Origin of the sequence: Klebsiella sp. ZJOU C1 (assembly GCF_035620215.1) — a bacterium.
Lineage (GTDB): Bacteria > Pseudomonadota > Gammaproteobacteria > Enterobacterales > Enterobacteriaceae > Klebsiella > Klebsiella variicola.
On record NZ_CP141644.1, the window covers coordinates 2,955,173 to 2,974,098 of the forward strand.

21 protein-coding genes are annotated in these 18,926 nt (G+C 58.4%); 10 read left to right on the top strand and 11 right to left on the bottom strand.

The window, feature by feature from the left end:
- Positions 1-85: 85 nt before the first annotated feature.
- On the bottom strand, positions 86-259 hold the full coding sequence (locus tag SPE70_RS14150; protein WP_008804686.1) for a GhoT/OrtT family toxin: 174 nt from the start codon (positions 257-259) through the stop codon (positions 86-88).
- A gap of 195 nt (positions 260-454) precedes the next feature.
- Between SPE70_RS14150 and yncL the strand changes: the two genes are divergently transcribed.
- A complete protein-coding gene (gene yncL, locus SPE70_RS14155; protein WP_012968073.1) occupies positions 455-547 on the top strand; it encodes a stress response membrane protein YncL in 93 nt (30 codons plus the stop codon).
- Between the two features lie 52 nt (positions 548-599).
- Here yncL and SPE70_RS14160 read toward each other — a convergent pair whose 3' ends face one another.
- Positions 600-851, bottom strand: coding sequence for a hypothetical protein (locus SPE70_RS14160; RefSeq protein WP_008804685.1), 252 nt, complete (start codon positions 849-851; stop codon positions 600-602).
- Between the two features lie 492 nt (positions 852-1,343).
- Between SPE70_RS14160 and SPE70_RS14165 the strand changes: the two genes are divergently transcribed.
- A complete protein-coding gene (locus SPE70_RS14165; RefSeq protein WP_004175940.1) occupies positions 1,344-1,466 on the top strand; it encodes a small membrane protein in 123 nt (40 codons plus the stop codon).
- A gap of 332 nt (positions 1,467-1,798) precedes the next feature.
- On the opposite strand, the gene patD is transcribed toward SPE70_RS14165, so the two are convergent.
- From patD to SPE70_RS14195, 6 genes are all read right to left on the bottom strand, one after another.
- The gene (patD, locus tag SPE70_RS14170) at positions 1,799-3,226 is read right to left on the bottom strand and encodes an aminobutyraldehyde dehydrogenase (protein WP_012541560.1); all 1,428 of its coding nucleotides are present in this window, start codon (positions 3,224-3,226) and stop codon (positions 1,799-1,801) included.
- A 22-nt stretch (positions 3,227-3,248) separates the two neighbouring features.
- Positions 3,249-4,055, bottom strand: coding sequence for an ABC transporter permease (locus SPE70_RS14175; RefSeq protein WP_008804683.1), 807 nt, complete (start codon positions 4,053-4,055; stop codon positions 3,249-3,251).
- Complete coding sequence (locus SPE70_RS14180; protein ID WP_012541559.1) at positions 4,045-4,974, bottom strand: ABC transporter permease; 930 nt, start codon at positions 4,972-4,974, stop codon at positions 4,045-4,047. Before SPE70_RS14180 ends, SPE70_RS14175 begins: the two co-directional genes overlap by 11 nt.
- A 1-nt stretch (position 4,975) precedes the next feature.
- On the bottom strand, positions 4,976-5,989 hold the full coding sequence (locus tag SPE70_RS14185; RefSeq protein WP_008804681.1) for an ABC transporter ATP-binding protein: 1,014 nt from the start codon (positions 5,987-5,989) through the stop codon (positions 4,976-4,978).
- A gap of 16 nt (positions 5,990-6,005) precedes the next feature.
- A complete protein-coding gene (gene ydcS / locus SPE70_RS14190) occupies positions 6,006-7,151 on the bottom strand; it encodes a putative ABC transporter substrate-binding protein YdcS (RefSeq protein ID WP_008804680.1) in 1,146 nt (381 codons plus the stop codon).
- Positions 7,152-7,456: 305 nt separating this feature from the next.
- Complete coding sequence (locus tag SPE70_RS14195; RefSeq protein ID WP_008804679.1) at positions 7,457-8,869, bottom strand: aminotransferase-like domain-containing protein; 1,413 nt, start codon at positions 8,867-8,869, stop codon at positions 7,457-7,459.
- Positions 8,870-9,550: 681 nt separating this feature from the next.
- Between SPE70_RS14195 and SPE70_RS14200 the strand changes: the two genes are divergently transcribed.
- The 5 genes from SPE70_RS14200 to SPE70_RS14220 all read left to right on the top strand — a co-directional run bounded on the left by SPE70_RS14200 (position 9,551) and on the right by SPE70_RS14220 (position 12,868).
- Positions 9,551-10,948, top strand: a complete 1,398-nt coding sequence (locus tag SPE70_RS14200) for a cytochrome ubiquinol oxidase subunit I (protein WP_008804678.1) — start codon at positions 9,551-9,553, stop codon at positions 10,946-10,948.
- Positions 10,948-11,958 carry a cytochrome d ubiquinol oxidase subunit II gene (cydB, locus tag SPE70_RS14205; protein WP_064165806.1) on the top strand — a complete coding sequence of 337 codons (1,011 nt, stop codon included), beginning with the start codon at positions 10,948-10,950 and terminating at the stop codon, positions 11,956-11,958. Before SPE70_RS14200 ends, cydB begins: the two co-directional genes overlap by 1 nt.
- Entirely contained in the window at positions 11,958-12,083 is a 126-nt protein-coding gene (locus SPE70_RS14210; protein ID WP_002907461.1) for a DUF2474 domain-containing protein, read from the top strand. The genes cydB and SPE70_RS14210 overlap by 1 nt, the downstream gene beginning before the upstream one ends.
- 95 nt (positions 12,084-12,178) lie before the next feature.
- Positions 12,179-12,484: a hypothetical protein gene (locus tag SPE70_RS14215; protein ID WP_046881369.1), complete on the top strand. Its 306-nt coding sequence runs from the start codon at positions 12,179-12,181 to the stop codon at positions 12,482-12,484.
- A gap of 150 nt (positions 12,485-12,634) precedes the next feature.
- Positions 12,635-12,868, top strand: a complete 234-nt coding sequence (locus tag SPE70_RS14220; protein WP_012541554.1) for a DUF2554 family protein — start codon at positions 12,635-12,637, stop codon at positions 12,866-12,868.
- 12 nt (positions 12,869-12,880) lie between these two features.
- Here the strand turns inward: SPE70_RS14220 and SPE70_RS14225 are convergent, their stop codons facing one another.
- Complete coding sequence (locus SPE70_RS14225) at positions 12,881-14,842, bottom strand: peptidase U32 family protein (RefSeq protein ID WP_324726341.1); 1,962 nt, start codon at positions 14,840-14,842, stop codon at positions 12,881-12,883.
- Between the two features lie 33 nt (positions 14,843-14,875).
- On the opposite strand from SPE70_RS14225, the gene SPE70_RS14230 reads away from it, so the two are divergent.
- Positions 14,876-15,043 (top strand): hypothetical protein, encoded by a 168-nt coding sequence (locus SPE70_RS14230; RefSeq protein WP_012541552.1) that lies wholly within the window; start codon positions 14,876-14,878, stop codon positions 15,041-15,043.
- A 10-nt stretch (positions 15,044-15,053) separates the two neighbouring features.
- Here SPE70_RS14230 and SPE70_RS14235 read toward each other — a convergent pair whose 3' ends face one another.
- A complete protein-coding gene (locus SPE70_RS14235; RefSeq protein WP_008804673.1) occupies positions 15,054-15,623 on the bottom strand; it encodes a helix-turn-helix domain-containing protein in 570 nt (189 codons plus the stop codon).
- A 173-nt stretch (positions 15,624-15,796) separates the two neighbouring features.
- Here SPE70_RS14235 and SPE70_RS14240 point away from each other — a divergent pair, with 173 nt between their 5' ends.
- Positions 15,797-16,963, top strand: coding sequence for a benzoate/H(+) symporter BenE family transporter (locus SPE70_RS14240; protein WP_012541551.1), 1,167 nt, complete (start codon positions 15,797-15,799; stop codon positions 16,961-16,963).
- On the opposite strand, the gene SPE70_RS14245 is transcribed toward SPE70_RS14240, so the two are convergent.
- The gene (locus SPE70_RS14245) at positions 16,940-17,809 is read right to left on the bottom strand and encodes a helix-turn-helix domain-containing protein (protein WP_064170285.1); all 870 of its coding nucleotides are present in this window, start codon (positions 17,807-17,809) and stop codon (positions 16,940-16,942) included. The two genes, SPE70_RS14240 and SPE70_RS14245, sit on opposite strands and share 24 nt — an antisense overlap.
- Positions 17,810-17,990: 181 nt before the next feature.
- Between SPE70_RS14245 and SPE70_RS14250 the strand changes: the two genes are divergently transcribed.
- Positions 17,991-18,887, top strand: a complete 897-nt coding sequence (locus tag SPE70_RS14250) for a DMT family transporter (RefSeq protein WP_012968061.1) — start codon at positions 17,991-17,993, stop codon at positions 18,885-18,887.
- Positions 18,888-18,926: the final 39 nt, after the last annotated feature.

The following is an 18,926-nucleotide window of genomic DNA, read 5'->3' on the forward strand; positions in this document are numbered from 1 at the left end:
GTATGCCTCCATGATAAAATTACTGGTTTTTTATACAGTAACCTTACCCTTTCCGCCACCCTTTTCTGCCGTCCGGCATCTGGGGTTAAAACAGCGAGACGAGCAGCGCCATCGGGAAGCTGAACGGCCAGGTGGCGCCGATCAACAGGGCCGCCAGCAGGCGGATCACCCGGCTCTCTTTGGTCAAAAACCAGCTAATCACGGCGCATATCACGCCCATAATGGCGTAAAACACCAGCATTTTTTGATATAACGTCATTCTTACTCTTCCTTCCCTGAGGGGCGTTCCATGGTGGGATGATTATCTGCCATGACGTCGTGATTCAGAGATACCTGTATAACAAATTCTGAAACGGGCTGAATATTGAGAATAAAGCCTGATTCGTCTTAATCCGATAGCGCAACCGCAGGCGCCGTACTATACCTTTATGGACTTACTCATTAAGGTGGCGTTATGGATGTCTCCAGCAAAACCGTCATTCTGATTAATGTCTGCGCCGCGTGCGTACTTATCAGCCTGCTGTCCGTGAGATTTGGCTGGTTTTAATGATTTTACTCAGCAACGAAACCTAAAAAAGCAGCCCCCAGGGGCTGCTTTTTTACGCGCGAACACGGGCGATATTATAAAGGTTATAAGCGACAGGTGCTGCCTGGCCTGCCGCAATAACCTTATTAAGCTCCGGGTTATAGTGCGGCAGAAAATTCATCTGTTCGCTATCCCATTCGGCGGCAGCGCAGACGGCCTGCCCCACTCCCGCGTTCTCACAGCCCTGAATGCGTTTTGCCGGGGCGTTACCATAGCTCAGCGTCACAGCGCCGATAGCCAGCAGAATAAAAGCCAAAATTTTCACAACGACATCAACGTTAAAACCTAATATGCGCTAAATGATCGCATGAGCAGCGACGGAAAGTCAAACCCGGGAGCACCCGCAACCCGCCTGCAGCCCGCATTTTGGCCGGACTCACGGAATATTTAATATTCAGAACAAATATCATGCAATAACAGCAAATATTAAATCCTTATTTATAGTCGTGAAATAATTTCGGTTCAGGGCAATTCCATTGGTCTGATAAAGATAATATGTCCCCGTTCTCAGGGGGAAAAGATTGTCGCCGCATTCACCAAAAATGCGATATTCCGCGCAGGGCCTCCATCTTAATACGATAAAAGGCCGCTACAAGCCGTTGTTACATAACCCCTTCATTGTGGATCTCGCGGTTAATCGCCAAAAATAGCGCTAAATGACAACAAATATCATTTGCCTTCCATTCAGATAATACTTACATTCATAACTATTAGTAATGTTTTGGCGCCAGGGCGCTTTTTATATTTCGAGGTGGATATGTCCGGAATCATCACGCTGGTCATCGCGCTGATCCTGCTGGTCGCGGCGGTGTATAATCTTATTTCCTATATTCGTGACCGTCGTAGCGCCAGTTTACCGAGCAAAAAAACCAAGCGCTGAATGGCGGCCAGACGATGCGTTTCCTGATGGTCATTCGGTCTTCATCCCGCGATGCGGCGGGCATAAAAAAGCCCCTGCCAACAGGCAGAGGCCAGTATACGGTCGCGAACCGCGACGCTGTCGCCTCACCCGCCGGGCGCGACGCGCCCAGGGTGACTGGCGGACCCCATCCGGCGCTTATCTCCGGCACTCACATTGGCTTAGCTCTTGAAGGGGCATCAGAATAATCTCATATCCCCCTCGCAGAGTTTTGACAATTTTTGCCATTGTGACTATTAGCGAACTAACACAACCGTCGCGCAATCATCGCCAGCCACTAAAGGGTCAATGCTTTAGCCATGCTTAACCATGACATGGCGGACCACCGTGTAATCCTCAAGGCCATACATCGACATGTCCTTTCCGTAGCCCGACAGTTTCTGGCCGCCGTGCGGCATTTCGCTCACCAGCATAAAGTGGGTGTTGACCCAGGTGCAGCCATACTGCAGCCTGGCACTAAGCCGGTGGGCACGGCCTACATCTTTCGTCCATACTGAGGACGCCAGACCATACTGGGAATCATTCGCCCAGCTCAGGGCCTGCGCTTCATCGCTGAAAGGCGTCACACTGACCACCGGGCCAAACACTTCGCGCTGCACAATGGCGTCTTCCTGCCGGGCGCCGGCAAGCAGCGTCGGCTGGAAGTAATAGCCCGCGCCGTCAGCCCGGCGACCGCCGGTGACCACCTTAATATGCGGTAGTGCCTTTGCGGCTTCCACTGCGGCACTAACCCTTTCAAGATGCGCCAGCGAGCTCAGCGGTCCCAGCTCGGTAGAGGCATCCTCTGGCGCACCCATTTTCAGGCTGGCCACCGCCGCCCCAAGTTTCTCCACCAGTTGGTCGTAAATACCCTGCTGAGCGTAGATCCGGCAGGCAGCCGTGCAGTCCTGGCCGGCGTTATAAAAGCCGAAGGTTCGTACCCCGTCGACTACCGCATCGATATCCGCGTCGTCAAAAACAATGACCGGCGCCTTGCCGCCCAGCTCCATGTGGGTGCGTTTGATCGACGAGGCGGTATGGCTGATGATATGGGCGCCGGTGGCAATCGACCCGGTCAGCGACACCATTCGCACTTTGGCATGCGAGGTCAGCGGGTCGCCTACCGTTTTGCCGCGGCCAAACAGCACGTTGATCACCCCTTCGGGGAAGATATCTTTTGCCAGCTCCGCCAGCTTCAGCGCCGTCAGGGGGGTGATCTCCGAGGGTTTTATCACCACGCAATTGCCTGCCGCCAGCGCCGGGGCCAGCTTCCAGGCCGCCATCATCAGGGGATAATTCCAGGGGGCGATAGAGGCCACCACGCCCACCGGGTCGCGGCGGATCATTGAGGTATGCCCTTCGAGATACTCTCCGGCGGCCATTCCCGGCAGGCAGCGGGCGGCGCCGGCGAAGAAGCGGAAGACGTCCGCAATGGCCGGCATCTCATCGTTAATCACGCAGTGCAACGGCTTGCCACAGTTCAGCGACTCCAGCTGCGCCAGGGTCTCCGCCTGCGCCGCGATAGCGTCCGCCAGCTTCAGCAAGCATTCCGAGCGCGTTTTCGGCGTTGTCTGGCTCCAGGCATCGAACGCCCGATCCGCCGCCTCAACGGCGGCATCGACCTGGGCCGCTGTCGCTTCGGCAATCTCCAGGATCACATCGCCGGTCGCAGGGTTGTATACCGGCACCTTTTCGCCTTCACCTGCCACTAACTTACCGTTTATCAAAAGGTTGTGTTGCATAGCATTATCCTGTTTCATGGTTTTATTTCCCGTTTCCGGCGTCGTTATCGCCGTCGCGGGTGAGCCACCAGGCCCCTAAGATTGGTATCGTCGTTACCAGCATCACCAACAGCGCGACAACGTTGGTGACGGGCACATCGCGCGGCCGCCCCAGCTGATTCAGTAACCACAGCGGCAATGTTCGCTCATGCCCCGCGGTAAAAGTGGTGACGATAATTTCATCAAACGACAGGGCGAAGGCCAGCATTCCCCCCGCCAGCAGCGCCGATCCCAGATTGGGCAACACCACGTAGCGAAAGGTCTGCCAGCCGGTCGCGCCCAGGTCCATCGAGGCTTCCACCAGGCTCCACGAGGTCCGACGAAAGCGGGCAATGACGTTGTTAAAGACCACCACCACACAAAAGGTCGCGTGCCCCACCACAATGGTCAGTAGCCCCGGCTCGAGACCGACGGCTTTAAACGCCGTCAGCAGCGCCAGGCCGGTAATGATCCCCGGCAGGGCGATCGGTAACAGCAGCAGTAGCGATACCGCATTCTTACCAAAAAAAGTGCTGCGCCACAGGGCACCTGCAGCCAGCGTGCCAAGTACTAAGGCAATGGCCGTCGACAGGGCGGCAATTTTAAGTGACAACGTCACGGATTCGAGAATATCGCTACGCCCTGCTGCCTCGCTAAACCAGCGTAGCGTCAGCCCCTGCGGCGGAAAGCTGAAGGCCGCATCCTCCGTATTAAAAGCATAGATGGCAATGATCAGCAGCGGGAAGTGGAGGAACACCACGCCGCCCCAGGTCGCCAGTTGCAGATACCAGGGTGCGCGTTCAGAGTGCATCGAAGGCTCCCAGACGTTTCACGAACGCCAGATAAAGGGCAATCAGCACGATCGGCACGAGGGTGAACGCCGCCGCCATCGGCATATTGCCTATCGCCCCCTGCTGCGAGTAGACCATGTTGCCGATAAAGTACCCCGGCGGCCCGACCAGCTGCGGCACGATAAAGTCGCCCAGCGTCAGCGAGAAGGTGAAAATCGATCCGGCGGCAATACCAGGGATAGCCAGCGGCAGAACCACATAGCGGAAGGTCTGTCGTGGCCCGGCGCCAAGATCGGCCGACGCCTGCAGCAAGGAGCCCGGAATGCGCTCCAGCGCCGCCTGCACCGGCAGGATCATAAACGGCAGCCAGATGTAGACAAACACCAGAAAGCGTCCCAGCCCGGAGGTGGACAAGGTGTTGCCGCCGATCGCCGGGACGGTCAGAAGCGCATTCAGCGCCCCTTCCAGTCCAAGATGGCCCAGAAACCACTGCGCCACACCATCTTTGGCCAGCAGCAGTACCCACGCGTAGGCTTTGACGATATAGCTGGCCCACATCGGCAGCATCACCGCGATATAAAAGAAAGCCTTCATTTTGCCGCTGGTATAGCGAGCCATGTACCAGGCCATCGGCAGCGCCAGCATGGCGCTGGCGAGCGTCACACTCAGGGCCATTACCAGGGTACGGACAATAATGTCGTAATTGGCGGGATTGAACAGCGCCCGCAGGTTGGCCAGCGTAAAGTCGCTGGTCACCGACATGGTGAAGTCGTCAAAGGTATAAATACTCTGCCACAGCAGGGTCAGGAGCGATCCCAGATAGACGATACCAAACCACATCAGCGGCCCGAGCAGCAGTAAAAACAGGCCCAATGCTGGCCGACGCCAGAAGATCCCGGATACGCGCCCGGCCTGCGCAGGAATCATCGCCATGGTCATCTCAGCCTCCGCTTTCCAGCGGGGTCATCGCCGACCGCGACCATGACGCCAGCACCGTTTGCCCCATTCGCGGGGCGCTGGCTGCCGCCGCGCCATCGATATTCGCCTGGCTGACCAGCAGCTTGTCCCCCTCCGCCAGCCTGAGCTCAATCCGCGTCGCCGCCCCCTGATACTGTACCGCCTGCACTACGCCCTGAACCTGAACCTCGCCGCCGCCCTGCAGGCGAACATGCTCCGGACGCAGCGACCAGCTACCCGGCATGCCGCACAATCGCCGGGCCGCCTCGGCTTCAAAAACGTTGGCGGTGCCGACAAAGCCAGCGACAAACGCGGTCTTCGGATGCAGATAGAGATCCTGCGGCGCATCCACCTGTTCGATGCGCCCATTGTTAAACACCGCCACGCGGTCTGACATCGACAACGCTTCGCTCTGGTCGTGGGTCACGAAGATAAAAGTTATCCCCAGCGACTGCTGCAGCTTTTTCAGCTCCACCTGCATCTGCTCGCGCAGCTTCAAATCCAGCGCACCCAGCGGCTCATCGAGCAGCAGCACCCGCGGCTGGTTCACCAGCGCCCGGGCAATAGCGACCCGCTGCCGCTGGCCGCCGGAGAGCTGAGAAGGCTTACGATGATGAGCAAAGCCAAGGGCCACCTTTTCCAGCGCTTCCTGGGCGCGGGCATGGCGCGCTTTCTTCGCCATGCCTTTGACCATCAGGCCGTAGGCGACGTTGTCGAGGATCGACATATGGGGAAACAGCGCATAGTCCTGGAACACCGTATTCACATCCCGCTGCCAGGGCGGCAGTTCGCTGGCCGGCTGACCGAAAATACGGATGGTGCCGCCGGAGAGCTGCTCGAAACCGGCAATCAGCCGCAGGCAGGTGGTTTTACCCGAACCGGAGGGCCCCAGCATCGAGAAAAATTCCCCATCGCGAATGCCTATGCTAACCCCATCTACGGCCCGCACATCGCCGTACAGGCGCGATACATTCTGAAACTCGACCGCGTACGTCATTGTCTGCCTCCCGTCCTTAGCGGCCGCCCATTATCGCAATATAGTCCTGAGTCCATCTGCTGTAGGGTACGTATTTCCCGCCTTCGGCAACCGGCGTTTTCCAGAAATGGATCCGGGTAAACTGGTCATAGCCGTTGGTTTCACAGCCTTTGTCACCGAGCAGCGCGCTGGCTTTACACCCCTCTGGCACCACCGGGAGCGAGCCGAACCACGCCGCCACATCGCCCTGCACCTTCGGCGTGAGCGACCAGTTCATCCATTTGTAGGCGCAGACCGGATGCTTCGCTTCGCTGTGCAACATGGTGGTATCCGCCCAGCCGGTCACCCCCTCCTTCGGAAACACGGTGGCGATGGGCTGGCCTTCAGCCTTCAGGCCGTTGGCCTGATAGGGCCACGAGCTGGAGGCGGCCACCCCTTCGTTTTTGAAGTCGTTCATCTGTACGGTGGCGTCATGCCAGTAGCGATGGATCAGCGGCTGCTGGTCGCGCAGTACTTTCAGCACCGCGTTATACTGGGTTTCGGTCAGTTGATAGGGATCTTCGATCCCCAGCTGCGGCTGGGTGGCTTTGACAAACAGCGCGGCGTCAGCGATATAGATCGGGCCATCATAGGCCTGCACGCGTCCCTGATTGGTTTTGCCGTCCGGCAGGTTCTGTTTAACGAAGACCACGCTCCAGCTGTCCGGCGGCGTCGGGAATACACGGGTGTTGTACATCAGCAGGTTCGGCCCCCACTGATACGGCGTGCCGTAGGCTTTACCGCCGACGTTAAACCATGCTCCTTGCGCAATGCGTGGATCGAGGGTGCGCCAGCCGGCAATCAGCGCGGTATTAATCGGCTGAACGCGTTTGCCCATGATCAGACGCAGCGAGGCATCGCCCGACGCGGTCACCAGATCGTAGCCCCCCTTGGCCATCAGGCTGACCATCTCGTCAGAGGTAGCGGCGGTTTTGACATTAACCTGACACCCGGTCTCTTTTTCAAACTGAGTGACCCAGTCGTACTGCTTGTCTGTCTGGCCGCGTTCGATATACCCCGGCCAGGCAATAATATCGAGCCGCCCTTCCGGTTTATCCAGCGAGGTGAGTGGCTCTGCCGCCTGCACGGTCAAACAGGCCATGCTCAGCACATAAAGGCTGCAACGGGCAAATTTTTTGCTCATCAGGTGTTACTCCTGTCACAAGGTAATTAGCGGCAGCCGTGCCGTAAAAATATCTCCTGAAATAAGGGTAGTCAGCGGATTAACGCCCCCTGGGGAATTTATTCAGGTTGTGACCCGGGACGCATTACGCAAAAATCGCCAACACAAGCAGGACTTTATGGATTATAGACAACGAGTTAGAGAAAAAGGAGGGGTATGCGTATTTCCTATGATGAGCGCCGGTAAAATAATGACCGGCCTCAATAAAAACTCACCCTCGTTTATTTTTCCCGAGAGTTGATGGCGACGGAAAATAGCCTGAGTCGTCAGGTAAGCTGCTCACGAATAAGTTCACCCAACCGCCTCACCCCCTGCTCTTCGCGTTCCCCCCAGCCCCAGGCGGTATTAAAACGGAAAAATGAGGTCCAGCTGGCGGAGGTGGAGAACATTTTTCCTGGGGCAATGCTGATGTGCGAGGCCAGCGCCCGGGCGCTTAGCTCACTGGCGTCGGCCCCTTCCGGCAGCTCAATCCACAGAAAGTAGCCGCTGTCGCTGTGGTGGACGATAACCTCTGGCGGCAGATGGCGCAGCAGCGCCTGCCAGGCCAGCTGTTTACGCTCCGCCAGCTGGCGGCGCAAACGGCGCAGGTGGGCGTCATAGCGCTTGGTGGACAGATAATCCACCAGGGCTAGCTGCATCGGCGAGCTGGTGGAGAGCGTACTCATCAGCTGCAGTTGCTGGATCCGCCGCGCCTGTTTGCCGGCCGCCACCCAGCCGATACGAAACCCGGGCACCAGACATTTTGAAAATGAGCTGCAGTGCAGCGTCATATCCTGATGGTCCCAGTATTTCGCTGGTAACGGTTTCTCGCGACCAAAGTAAAGCTCGCTGTAGACATCATCTTCTATCAGCATCACGTTATAGCGCGCCAGCAGCGCCACCAGCGCCGCTTTTTTTTCGGCGCTAAGGGTGAAGCCGAGCGGGTTTTGTCCGTTAGTCATTAGCCAGCAGGCCTTGACCGGGTAATTTTGCAGGGCCGCTTCCAGCGCCGTCAGGTCAATGCCCTCTTTGACGTCGGTCGCCACCGACAGCGCCTTCAGGCGCAGCCTCTCCAGCGCCTGCAGGGCGCCGTAGAAACAGGGGTTTTCCACCACCACCCAGTCGCCCGGCTCGGTCACCGCCTGCAGACTGAGGTTAAGCGCCTCCAGCGCCCCGGCGGTAATCACGATCTCATCCGGCGAGATGTTCATCCCCTGCAGGGCATAGCGTCGGGCAATGGCGTGCCGCAGCTCGGCATTGCCCGGCGGCAGGTTCTCAATGACGCTCATGGCGGTGGCGGTTTTGCTCACCTGCGCCAGCGAGCGGTTAAGCTGCTGCAGCGGGAAGAGACGCGGGTCCGGAAAGGCCGAGGCAAAGGGCAGCATCGACGCCTGGCGGCTGGCCTGTAGCACCTCAAAGATATAGGTATTGATATCGACAGCTTCATCGCGGGTCACCTGGGCAGGCGGCGCCGGCTGTCTAAGCTTCACCGGCTGAGGGGCGACATAATAACCCGACTGCGGACGGGCGACGATGCGCCCCTGGCTTTCCAGCAGCTGATAGGCATGGCTGACGGTCATAAAGCTCATGCCGCTGCTGATCACCTGCTCGCGCAGCGACGGCAGCCGATCGCCAGGCAACCAGACGCCAAGCGCGATCTGTTCGGTCAGCTGTTGCGCCAGCTGTTGATACTTTTTCATTGCGGCCGTCCCCGTACGATAACCTCCCATTATCATATATCAGTTATAAAAAAATCATAGTTTGCTGTAACTGTTATATCTGCAGCGGCAGTCGCGTCCCGTCACAGCACGGGATAGGTTTAAAATATCACCCCCCAGAATAGTAAGATTAACGCAAACCAGAAGATAATCATCACGCCGAGCGTAATGCACAAACTCTGTAATCCTTTTTCAGACATGGGCATTCCTTTTTATTTATTCCCGAGCGCATACAGTACAAATTACCCACGGAGTCGACAATTTATTATTATTTAATTTACGATTAACCCGCTCAGCGTTTTTACTTATTCTCATACTAATGCGTGAGAATAAATGACGCTAAAACTCGTTGTGCATTATCGCAAGAATTAATACAGCAACGCGTGATATTCGGGATATATTATTCCGGCCAGAAACAGTGCCGTGCCGGCGGCCGAGTCCGCCGATCAACCGCTCCCGGGATAACGGCCAAATCTCCGCTGGTCTGTTGGTTAAGCGACCCACCCCATCGGTATTTATTCGTACCGGCCGATGATTGGGACGCGAGGTGAAAAATCATAACAGAGGCCAACTGTTATGATAAAAAATGGCGCGACTGCCTCTGCCCCCCAGCCACCACCCTGCCTAAAATTGCGCTGAATCAATTTTGTAGTGGAGTCCTGCATGTTCGGTCTTGATGCATTCCATCTTGCGCGAATTCAATTCGCCTTTACGGTCTCATTTCATATTATCTTTCCCGCCATTACTATTGGGCTGGCCAGCTACCTGGCGGTACTCGAAGGTCTGTGGCTAAAAAGCAAAAATCCCACCTGGCGTTCGCTGTACCACTTCTGGTCGAAAATCTTCGCCGTCAACTTCGGCATGGGGGTGGTTTCCGGGCTGGTGATGGCCTATCAGTTCGGCACCAACTGGAGCGGTTTCTCTCAGTTCGCGGGGAGCATTACCGGCCCCCTGCTGACCTATGAAGTCCTGACAGCGTTCTTTCTGGAAGCGGGCTTTCTCGGGGTGATGCTCTTCGGCTGGAACCGCGTAGGGCCGGGGCTGCATTTTTTCGCCACCTGCATGGTGGCGCTGGGCACCATCATCTCGACCTTCTGGATCCTCGCCTCCAACAGCTGGATGCAGACCCCGCAGGGGTTTGAGATCGTTGACGGCCAGGTGGTGCCCGTCGACTGGCTGGCAGTGATCTTTAACCCGTCGTTCCCCTACCGCTTACTGCATATGACAGTAGCGGCGTTTCTCAGTAGCGCGCTGTTTGTCGGCGCCTCGGCGGCCTGGCATCTGCTGCGCGGCAATCAGTCGCCGGCGATCCGTAAGATGTTCTCTATGGCGCTGTGGATGACGCTGCTGGTCGCCCCCGTCCAGGCGCTGATCGGCGATATGCATGGTCTGAATACCCTGAAACACCAGCCGGCGAAAATAGCCGCCATTGAGGGCCACTGGGAAAACCCGCCGGGCGAGGCAACGCCGTTGCTGCTGTTTGGCTGGCCTGATATGGCGCAGGAGCGCACCCGCTACGGGCTTGAGATCCCGGCCCTGGGCAGCCTGATCCTCACCCACAGCCTTGATAAACAGGTGCCGGCCTTGAAGGAGTTCGCTCCTGAGGATCGCCCGAACGCAACCGTGGTGTTCTGGTCGTTTCGCCTGATGGCCGGTCTTGGCATGCTAATGCTCCTGCTCGGCGTACTGGCCCTGTGGCTGCGTCGCGGCGGCCGACTGTACCATTCCCGGCCATTTCTGCGCTTTGCGCTATGGATGGGCCCTTCAGGACTGATTGCTATTCTCGCTGGCTGGGTGACCACCGAAGTGGGCCGTCAGCCATGGGTGGTGTATGGCGTTCAGCGCACTGCTGACGCCGTTTCCGCCCACGGCGATCTGCATATGTCGGTCAGTTTATTGACCTTTATCGTGGTCTACAGCGCCGTCTTCGGCGTCGGCTACAGCTATATGCTGCGCCTGATCCGTAAGGGGCCGCAGGAGGTGCAGCCCGCGACAACCGGTACGCCAGCCCGCCCGCTGTCCGCCGCCACTGAAGGTTATCTGCAGAAGGAGTCCCGCTAATGGGTATCGAATTATCGGTGATCTGGTTCATGATTATCGTCTTTGCCACGCTGATGTACATTGTCATGGATGGCTTTGATCTGGGCATCGGGATGTTGTTCGGCACAGTACGGGGCAGCACCGAGCGCGACGTAATGGTCAACAGCGTCGCCCCGGTGTGGGATGGCAATGAGACCTGGCTGGTACTGGGCGGCGCTGGTCTGTTTGGCGCTTTTCCCCTCGCCTACGCGGTGATAATCGACGCCCTGTCGATCCCCCTGACCCTGATGCTGATCGGCCTGATTTTTCGCGGCGTCGCCTTTGAGTTTCGCTTCCAGGCCACCCCGTCGCACCGGCCCTTCTGGGACCGTGCCTTTTTTGGCGGTTCCTTGCTGGCGACCTTCAGCCAGGGCGTGGTGGTCGGGGCGGTGATCAACGGTTTCACCGTCAGCGGTCGCGCCTTCAGCGGCGGCATGTTTGACTGGCTGACCCCGTTCAGCCTGTTTTGCGGACTCGGGCTGTGCGTGGCCTATGCGCTGCTCGGCGCCACCTGGCTGGTGATGAAAAGCGAAGGCGCGCTGCAGCAGCGGATGCGAAGCGCATCGCGGCAGCTGCTGGTTGCCCTGCTGGCTGTGTTTGCCGTCATCAGCCTGTGGACTCCGCTGGCGCACCCGGCAATTGCCGCCCGCTGGTTCAGCCTGCCGAATCTCTATTTCCTGCTGCCGGTGCCGCTGCTGGTGATCCTCATCAGCGGCTGGCTGTGGCGTACGCTGCATCAGCGCGACCGCCATGTTTCGCCCTTCACGCTGACGCTGGGCCTGGTCTTTCTCGGCTTTAGCGGACTGGGGATCAGCATCTGGCCGCATATTATCCCGCCGGCCATCACGCTGTGGCAGGCTGCCGCTCCCCCGCAAAGCCAGGGCTTTATGCTGGTGGGCGCACTGCTGATTATTCCGGTCATTCTTGGCTACACCTGCTGGAGCTATTACGTGTTCCGCGGCAAAGTTCAGCCCGGGGAGGGATATCACTGATGCATACTGCCTGGCCTAAACGTCTGCTGTGGCTGATCGCGCTCTGGGGAGGCAGCGTACTGACGCTGGCCGCCATCAGCCTGCTGTTTCGCCTGCTGATGACCGCCGCAGGGCTAAAAGTCTGAGTGGGATGCAGAGAAGTCCGAAAAGGGATTTCTCCATCTTATCTTCACTTTTGCCTGATGAAATACGGCGATACATCAGAAGAAAGGATATTGCTATGAAGAAGTTAGCTTTACTGTCCGCCGTGATGACGCTGGGAATATCGTCATGGGCGTTCGCTGCCGACAACCCGCCACCGCCGCCAGAAAAAGGCGCGCAGCATCAGGGTAAACCGCCGGCGAAAAACGGCCAACACGATGGTAAGCAAGCGCAACACAACGGCAAGCAGCCACAACGAGATGGCAAACAGCCGCAGCATGATGGCAAACAGCCGCAGCATGGTGGCAAGCAGCCGCAGCGTGACGGCAAGCAGCCACCAAAAGGCGGCGAGCACAGCGGGAAACCGCTGCCGCCAAAAGCATAACCCCTCAGGCCTGGCCTTCTGCGCCAGGCTTTTTTTCACCTTCTTTCAGCTGACATTGACAAACTCTTGCCCTTCTTTGAGAAGCCGAGAAAAAAACCTGCACAACGCCTGGCATAGTAAGCCCACCCCATTGATTCGCAGAGTAAAGGTATGTTGAGGAGAAGCATGAGCGCGCTGCTGTTGCTGTGCGCGCTGTTTTCAGGACATCTGCTGGCCCACCGCCAGGGGCACGATTACTTTCCGGTGCAGAGCCTCGAACAGCAGCTGCTGCACGAGGCGGACAGCGACGAGCTTCGCAGCCAGTGCGAGGAGGCCGCCGCCGATCTGAACGAGCATCACCGCTGGCAGGATGCCCGCAAACCGCGGGCGCCGCATTGCCCGTAGCGTCGCGCTGGATCAGGCTCCTTTGCGCTTCGGCAGGGTCTTCATCAGCTCATCCGGGCTGACGGAGGCGACGATGCTCCCGGGAAGCGGCATTTTGAGGATGTGGTTTTTAATCTTCCCGACGACATGCATTTCGCACGGGCGACAGTCAAACTTCAGGGTCAGCACTTCATCGCCGTGGATCAGCTGCATCGGCGTGGCTTTCCAGCTCTTGATGGAGCCTTTCGCCTGTTTCGGACAAAGATTAAACGCAAACCGCAGGCAGTGTTTGGTGATCATCACCGGCACATCGCCCTTCTCTTCGTGCGCTTCATAGGCGGCGTCAATCAGCTGCACGCCATAGCGCTGGTAAAAGGCCCGCGCCTTATGGTTATAGACGTTGGCGAGGAAGGAGAGATGGGTCTCCGGATAGACCGGCGGCGGTACGGAGACCGGCTTGCGGGTGCCGCGTTGCCAGGCGTTGAGGCGCGCTTCGTCCAGCATTTCAGCCGTTTCACGACGCAGCTGGTTGAGCAGCCTGTTGGGGACAAACAGTGGCGGCAGGTTGACCTGCACGTCGCGCGGGTAGTAAATGGTCTGCCCCAGTTTTGTGACACCGTCACGCAAATTGGCCAGCGCTTTTTCTGCCTGGTTGGCTTCGGCGAACGCTCCGTCGAGAGTATGGGTCACGCTGACGCCATCTTCACAGGTCATGGTCAGAACCAGCTGTTCCTGCCAGCCGCTCAGCGTAACGTCCACGGCGATGCGGCGTTCGCTGGAGGTCTTCAGCAGCGCCTGCTGCCAGTTGTGATCGAGGTTACGGTTGAGCGCCTGGTGCGGACGCGCTTTATGCAGATCCGCCGGCATCTCGTTCGGCCACACCCGATAGCGATTTTCGCCGGTTTTCTCCACCGTATTGGCACGGAAGCCCACCACTTCACGCTTGATCATCACGTTAAGGCCATCGCCGTTGGTTAACGGTTCGCTCACTTCGACATCAAGATGGTCTTTCCCCACCTTCAAGACTTCGCCCACCGGCAGCCCGATAAATTTCGGCGAATCAAACGCGCCGATATCGCCTTTGCGGGCATTGACGAAGTAGTCGGTACTGCCGCGATGGAAGGTTTTATCGGTAGAGGGAATGAAGAAGTGCTCGGTGCGCCCTGCCGAGGCGCGCGCCAGATCGCCGCGGTCTTCGATAATGGCATCCAGCATTTGACGGTAGTGCGCAGTGATGTTTTTCACATAACTCATGTCTTTGTAACGGCCTTCAATTTTGAAGGAACGTACCCCGGCGTCGATCAGCGCCGCCAGGTTGGCGGTCTGATCGTTGTCCTTCATCGACAGGAGATGTTTTTCATAGGCCACCACCCGTCCCTGATCGTCTTTCAGGGTATACGGCAGGCGGCAAGCCTGCGAGCAGTCGCCCCGGTTGGCGCTACGTCCGGTCTGGGCGTGCGAAATGTTGCACTGCCCGGAATAGGCCACGCACAGCGCGCCATGAATAAAGAATTCAATGGTGGCGTCGGTATGGTCATAAATAGCTTTGATCTGACTGAGATTCAGTTCACGCGCCAGCACGATCTGGCTGAAGCCGGCGTCGGAGAGAAATTTCGCTTTTTCCACGCTGCGGATATCACACTGGGTGCTGGCGTGCAGCTCAATCGGCGGCAGATCCAGCTCCATGCTCCCCATATCCTGCACAATCAGCGCGTCAACGCCCGCCTCATAAAGATCGGTAATCAGCCGCTGCGCCGGCTCCAGCTCATCATCATGCAGAATGGTGTTCAGCGTGACAAAGATTTTGGCGCCATAGCGATGGGCAAAAGGCACCAGACCGGCGATGTCGCTCAGGCTGTTGCTGGCATTGTGACGAGCGCCAAAGTCAGGCCCACCGATATAAACGGCGTCGGCGCCGTGGAGGATCGCTTCGCGAGCGATACCGGCGTCGCGGGCAGGACTAAGAAGTTCAAGACGATGATTGTGCAGGCGCATACGCGTGTTGTTATCCAGTATAAGGGGGTCGAAATGGCGGCTATTGTAGTCAGAACCGGGCACAGACGAAAACCTTTTCCACCGTCGCGCGACGACGAATTTTCATTTTTCAGCAAAGTATTGACGGAAAAGATAGTTCCTTCACATCCTCGCGCAGCGTACTGTCATCTCGTATTCCGGATTTTCCTCGTCACGTTGTGAGTGGTTATCATCAGTCATCTTGTCTGGCCGCGGGTTCGCCCGCGGTTTTTTCTTTTGGATAATGGATAAGAGAATGGAAATGGGCCGCCTGAACGCCGCGGTTACGATACGCATGCGCCTCATCGCCGGCGAAGCGCCGTCCCTCCCCTGGCTGCAGTAAATGCCACTCCCCCTGTAAACAGAGATCCAGGGCGCCGCTAATCACCACCACATGTTCAATCACCCCTTTCTCATGCGGCGTCGATTCGCTCAACGCGCCGGGGGCAAGGGTTATCGAAAAATGGTCAAAGCGCAGCTCCGGGTCCCACGGGAAGACCGGGGTCACCACCATCGCCTGCTGCTGCGGATCAAAAGCGGAAGGCGCTGCGCTGGCGTCCGGAACGATAAACGCCGAAAACGGCACGTTCAGCCCGGTGGCAATCTTCCACAGCGTCGCCACCGTCGGGCTCGATTCATTACGCTCAATCTGCCCCAGCATGGCTTTCGACACCCCCGTCTCTTCTGCCAGACGAGAGAGACTCCAGCCACGCTGCTGGCGCAGGGTTTTGAGCGTTGCCGCCAGATGTTGCGCAATATTCATCCTACCTCCTGACTTGTACAGGCAAGAGTATATCCCCATTTGCCTGATTCTACAGGGCGTTTCTCGGCATATCACCGTGAGAACAGGTGTCTTACGCTCTCCACATCCGCACCTTGTGCGCTATAACGCACAGTGATAGAGTATTCGTATGTTATAACGCACAAGAGAATCCTATGCGCTCGTTTACCCTTCCTCTTCCTACTCTGTTGGCGGGTTTCGTCGCTGTACTGGTGGGCTACGCCAGTTCAGCCGCCATTATCTGGCAGGCTGCTGCGTCTGCTGGCGCTACCCCCGGGCAGATCGCCGGCTGGATGACGGCCCTTGGCCTCGCCATGGGTATCAGCACCCTTGCGCTGAGCGGCTGGCGTAAAGTTCCTGTGCTCACCGCCTGGTCAACGCCGGGCGCCGCGCTGCTGGTCAGCGGTCTACAGGGAGTCACCCTCGCCGAGGCCGTGGGGGTGTTTATCTTTGCCAACGCGCTGATCGTCCTTTGCGGCGTGACGGGCCTGTTTGCCCGGCTGATGAAGATCATTCCCCATTCACTGGCCGCCGCGATGCTGGCCGGGATCCTGCTGCGTTTCGGTTTGCAGGCCTTCGCCGGCTTGCAGGAACATCTGCTGCTGTGCGGCGGCATGCTCGCCGCCTGGCTTCTCTGTAAAGCGCTGTGGCCCCGCTTCGCGGTAGTCGCCGCGCTGGTGGTGGGGGCGCTGATCGCGGCGGCCTCCGGGGACGTCGCCAGGACGGCCGTACCGCTGGCCTTCGCGGCACCGGAGTGGATCGCGCCGCAGTTTACCCCGGCGCTGCTGCTCAGTGTCGGCCTGCCATTTTTCCTCGTCACCATGGCCTCGCAGAACGCCCCCGGGTTCGCCACGCTGCAGGCATCCGGCTACACCGTACCGGTATCGGCACTGCTCGTCGCCTGTGGAGGTCTGGCGTTGTTGCTGGCGCCGTTTGGGGTCTACTCCATCTGCATCGCGGCGATCACCGCTGCGATTTGCCAGAGTCCGGAGGCGCACCCGGATCCGCAACAGCGCTGGCTGGCGGCCATGGCCGCAGGCGGTTTTTATCTGCTGGCGGGTCTGTTCGGCGGGTCGATCACCGCCCTGATGTCGGCTTTACCCGCGGCGTGGATCCAGATGCTGGCCGGCCTGGCGCTGCTCGGCACCATCGGCGGCAGCCTGTTTCAGGCGGTACATCAGGCCAGTGAACGCGATGCGGCAGTACTGACCTTTCTGGTCACCGCCAGCGGCGTGACGCTGGCGGGAATTGGTTCGGCCTTCTGGGGCGTGGTGCTTGGTGGGGTAAGCTATGGCGTGTTATCCGCGCTGCGCCGCCCTTAGCTGGGACGGCGTCAGGCCGGTGGCCGCTTTCACCCGATGGCTGAAATGGCTGGCGGAGCTGAAGCCGCAGACCAGCGCAATCTCCGTTAACGGCAGCGCGCTGTGGCAGAGCAGATTTTGCGCCCTGGCCATTCGCTCCTGCATCACATATTGATGCGGGGCCATATTCAACGACTGGCGGAACATGCGGGCAAAATGGAACTCACTGAGTCCCGCCTGCTGCGCCAGGTCGGCCAGGGTCAGCGGCTGATCGAGGTGGGCATCGATCCAGGCCAGCACGTGACGCTTCACGCCCGGCGCCAGCCCTCCGGTGACCGTCGGCAAACGCCACTGCACGGTGGAGTAGTGCTGGATCAGATGGGTGAGCAGTAAGCTGCTGGCGGCGCTGAGGGTCAACTGGTTCGCCGGCTGTCGCCAGTCATTGGCCAGTAAAAACTGGCGGTACACCGCGGTGATTTTGTCATCGCTGGCGAAGGTTTTTTCCTGCAGGGTGAAGTTTGCCGGGCTACGATCCCACACCTCTTCGCCGACGCGGCGCAGGTGCTCATCGGTACAGTAGAGATGCACAAAAGACAGATCGCCGCGGATATCCCAGACGCTCTCATCGCCTTTCGGCATCAGACAAAAGCGATCCGGGCCGCCGCCATTTTTCCAGCCGTGCGGCGTCTTTTGATAGCTTTCATAGCCATCGGCGACGTACAGGCTCAACGTATGGTGATCGCTGCGCACCGTCACGGTATCGCAATTGTTGTACCAGGCGGCCAGTTGAATTCCGGAATTCAGCTCCACCGTGCCCCGCAGCACCGCGTTCTGTCGCCGTAATGTTTCAAACGTCCCGTAACCCATTGCCTTCACGCATCTGCCCGTAAAAGCTCTAGTCTAGGGAGACTCCGGCGCGGTTTCCAGTCCTCACCGCAGGCGAATGACAAATAAGCGCAAGAATTTGCAAGCCGACAACAAGCGGGTGAAAGCTGCCGGTTGCGACAGGCGGCATACTCCTCCCTTCAACAAGCAGAGGAGAGTCAGGGTGAACGCATTACTTTATGCACTCGTTGTCGTGATCTGGGGGACAACGTGGATTGCGATTTTTTTACAACAAGGGCCGGTGGCGGCGCCGGTATCCATTTTTTGGCGCTTTGCCGTGGCCAGCATCACGATGCTGACGATTCTGCTTGTCACGCGACGGCTACGGCCGCTGGGCGCGAAAGATCACTTTTGCTGCCTGCTGCAGGGCTGCTGCGTCTTCTGCTTTAATTTCTGGTGTTTTTATACCGCCGCGGCCTGGATCAACACCGGTCTGGAATCGGTGATCTTTTCCATGGCCGTACTGTTTAACGCCATTAACAGCTTTCTTTTTTTTCGCCAGCAGCCGCCGGGCCGCTTCTGGGCCGCCGCCGCGCTGGGCCTCGCCGGTATCGTCACCCTGTTCTGGGATGACCTGCTGGCCAATGGGCTAAACGCCTCGCTGCTGTGGGGGATCGGTCTGAGCGCCCTGGGCACCTACGGCTTTTCACTGGGCAATATGTTCAGCATTCGCCACCAGCGGCGAGGGCTGGAAACCCTCACCACCAACAGTTGGGCGATGCTCTACGGGACGCTGGTGATGGGCGCGATCGCCCTGCTACGTGGCGATAATTTTATGCCGGAGTGGACCGTCAGCTACCTCGGCGCCCTGCTTTACCTGGCGCTGTTCGGTTCGGTCATTGCCTTTGGGGCCTATTTCACTCTGGTGGGGCGCATTGGCGCCAGCAAAGCCGCCTACAGTACGCTGCTGTTTCCGCTGGTCGCATTATCCATTTCCACCGTCTATGAAGGGTATATCTGGCACAGCAACGCCGTGATCGGGCTGGCGCTGATCCTGTTGGGTAACCTGGTAATGTTTGCCAAACCGGAACAGCTGCTGCTGCGCCGAAGGCTGGCCTGAGGAGACAGAAGAGAAACAGCGCCGTCGTCAGACGGCGCT

Bases quoted from the DNA above. Each gene is read 5' to 3' on its own strand.
- SPE70_RS14150 (WP_008804686.1), bottom strand. From the start codon at position 259: ATGACGTTATATCAAAAAATGCTGGTGTTTTACGCCATTATGGGCGTG.
- yncL (WP_012968073.1), top strand. From the start codon at position 455: ATGGATGTCTCCAGCAAAACCGTCATTCTGATTAATGTCTGCGCCGCG.
- SPE70_RS14165 (WP_004175940.1), top strand. From the start codon at position 1,344: ATGTCCGGAATCATCACGCTGGTCATCGCGCTGATCCTGCTGGTCGCG.
- patD (WP_012541560.1), bottom strand. From the start codon at position 3,226: ATGCAACACAACCTTTTGATAAACGGTAAGTTAGTGGCAGGTGAAGGC.
- SPE70_RS14175 (WP_008804683.1), bottom strand. From the start codon at position 4,055: ATGCACTCTGAACGCGCACCCTGGTATCTGCAACTGGCGACCTGGGGC.
- SPE70_RS14180 (WP_012541559.1), bottom strand. From the start codon at position 4,974: ATGACCATGGCGATGATTCCTGCGCAGGCCGGGCGCGTATCCGGGATC.
- SPE70_RS14185 (WP_008804681.1), bottom strand. From the start codon at position 5,989: ATGACGTACGCGGTCGAGTTTCAGAATGTATCGCGCCTGTACGGCGAT.
- ydcS (WP_008804680.1), bottom strand. From the start codon at position 7,151: ATGAGCAAAAAATTTGCCCGTTGCAGCCTTTATGTGCTGAGCATGGCC.
- SPE70_RS14195 (WP_008804679.1), bottom strand. From the start codon at position 8,869: ATGAAAAAGTATCAACAGCTGGCGCAACAGCTGACCGAACAGATCGCG.
- SPE70_RS14200 (WP_008804678.1), top strand. From the start codon at position 9,551: ATGTTCGGTCTTGATGCATTCCATCTTGCGCGAATTCAATTCGCCTTT.
- cydB (WP_064165806.1), top strand. From the start codon at position 10,948: ATGGGTATCGAATTATCGGTGATCTGGTTCATGATTATCGTCTTTGCC.
- SPE70_RS14210 (WP_002907461.1), top strand. From the start codon at position 11,958: ATGCATACTGCCTGGCCTAAACGTCTGCTGTGGCTGATCGCGCTCTGG.
- SPE70_RS14215 (WP_046881369.1), top strand. From the start codon at position 12,179: ATGAAGAAGTTAGCTTTACTGTCCGCCGTGATGACGCTGGGAATATCG.
- SPE70_RS14220 (WP_012541554.1), top strand. From the start codon at position 12,635: ATGTTGAGGAGAAGCATGAGCGCGCTGCTGTTGCTGTGCGCGCTGTTT.
- SPE70_RS14225 (WP_324726341.1), bottom strand. From the start codon at position 14,842: ATGCGCCTGCACAATCATCGTCTTGAACTTCTTAGTCCTGCCCGCGAC.
- SPE70_RS14230 (WP_012541552.1), top strand. From the start codon at position 14,876: ATGGCGGCTATTGTAGTCAGAACCGGGCACAGACGAAAACCTTTTCCA.
- SPE70_RS14235 (WP_008804673.1), bottom strand. From the start codon at position 15,623: ATGAATATTGCGCAACATCTGGCGGCAACGCTCAAAACCCTGCGCCAG.
- SPE70_RS14240 (WP_012541551.1), top strand. From the start codon at position 15,797: ATGCGCTCGTTTACCCTTCCTCTTCCTACTCTGTTGGCGGGTTTCGTC.
- SPE70_RS14245 (WP_064170285.1), bottom strand. From the start codon at position 17,809: ATGGGTTACGGGACGTTTGAAACATTACGGCGACAGAACGCGGTGCTG.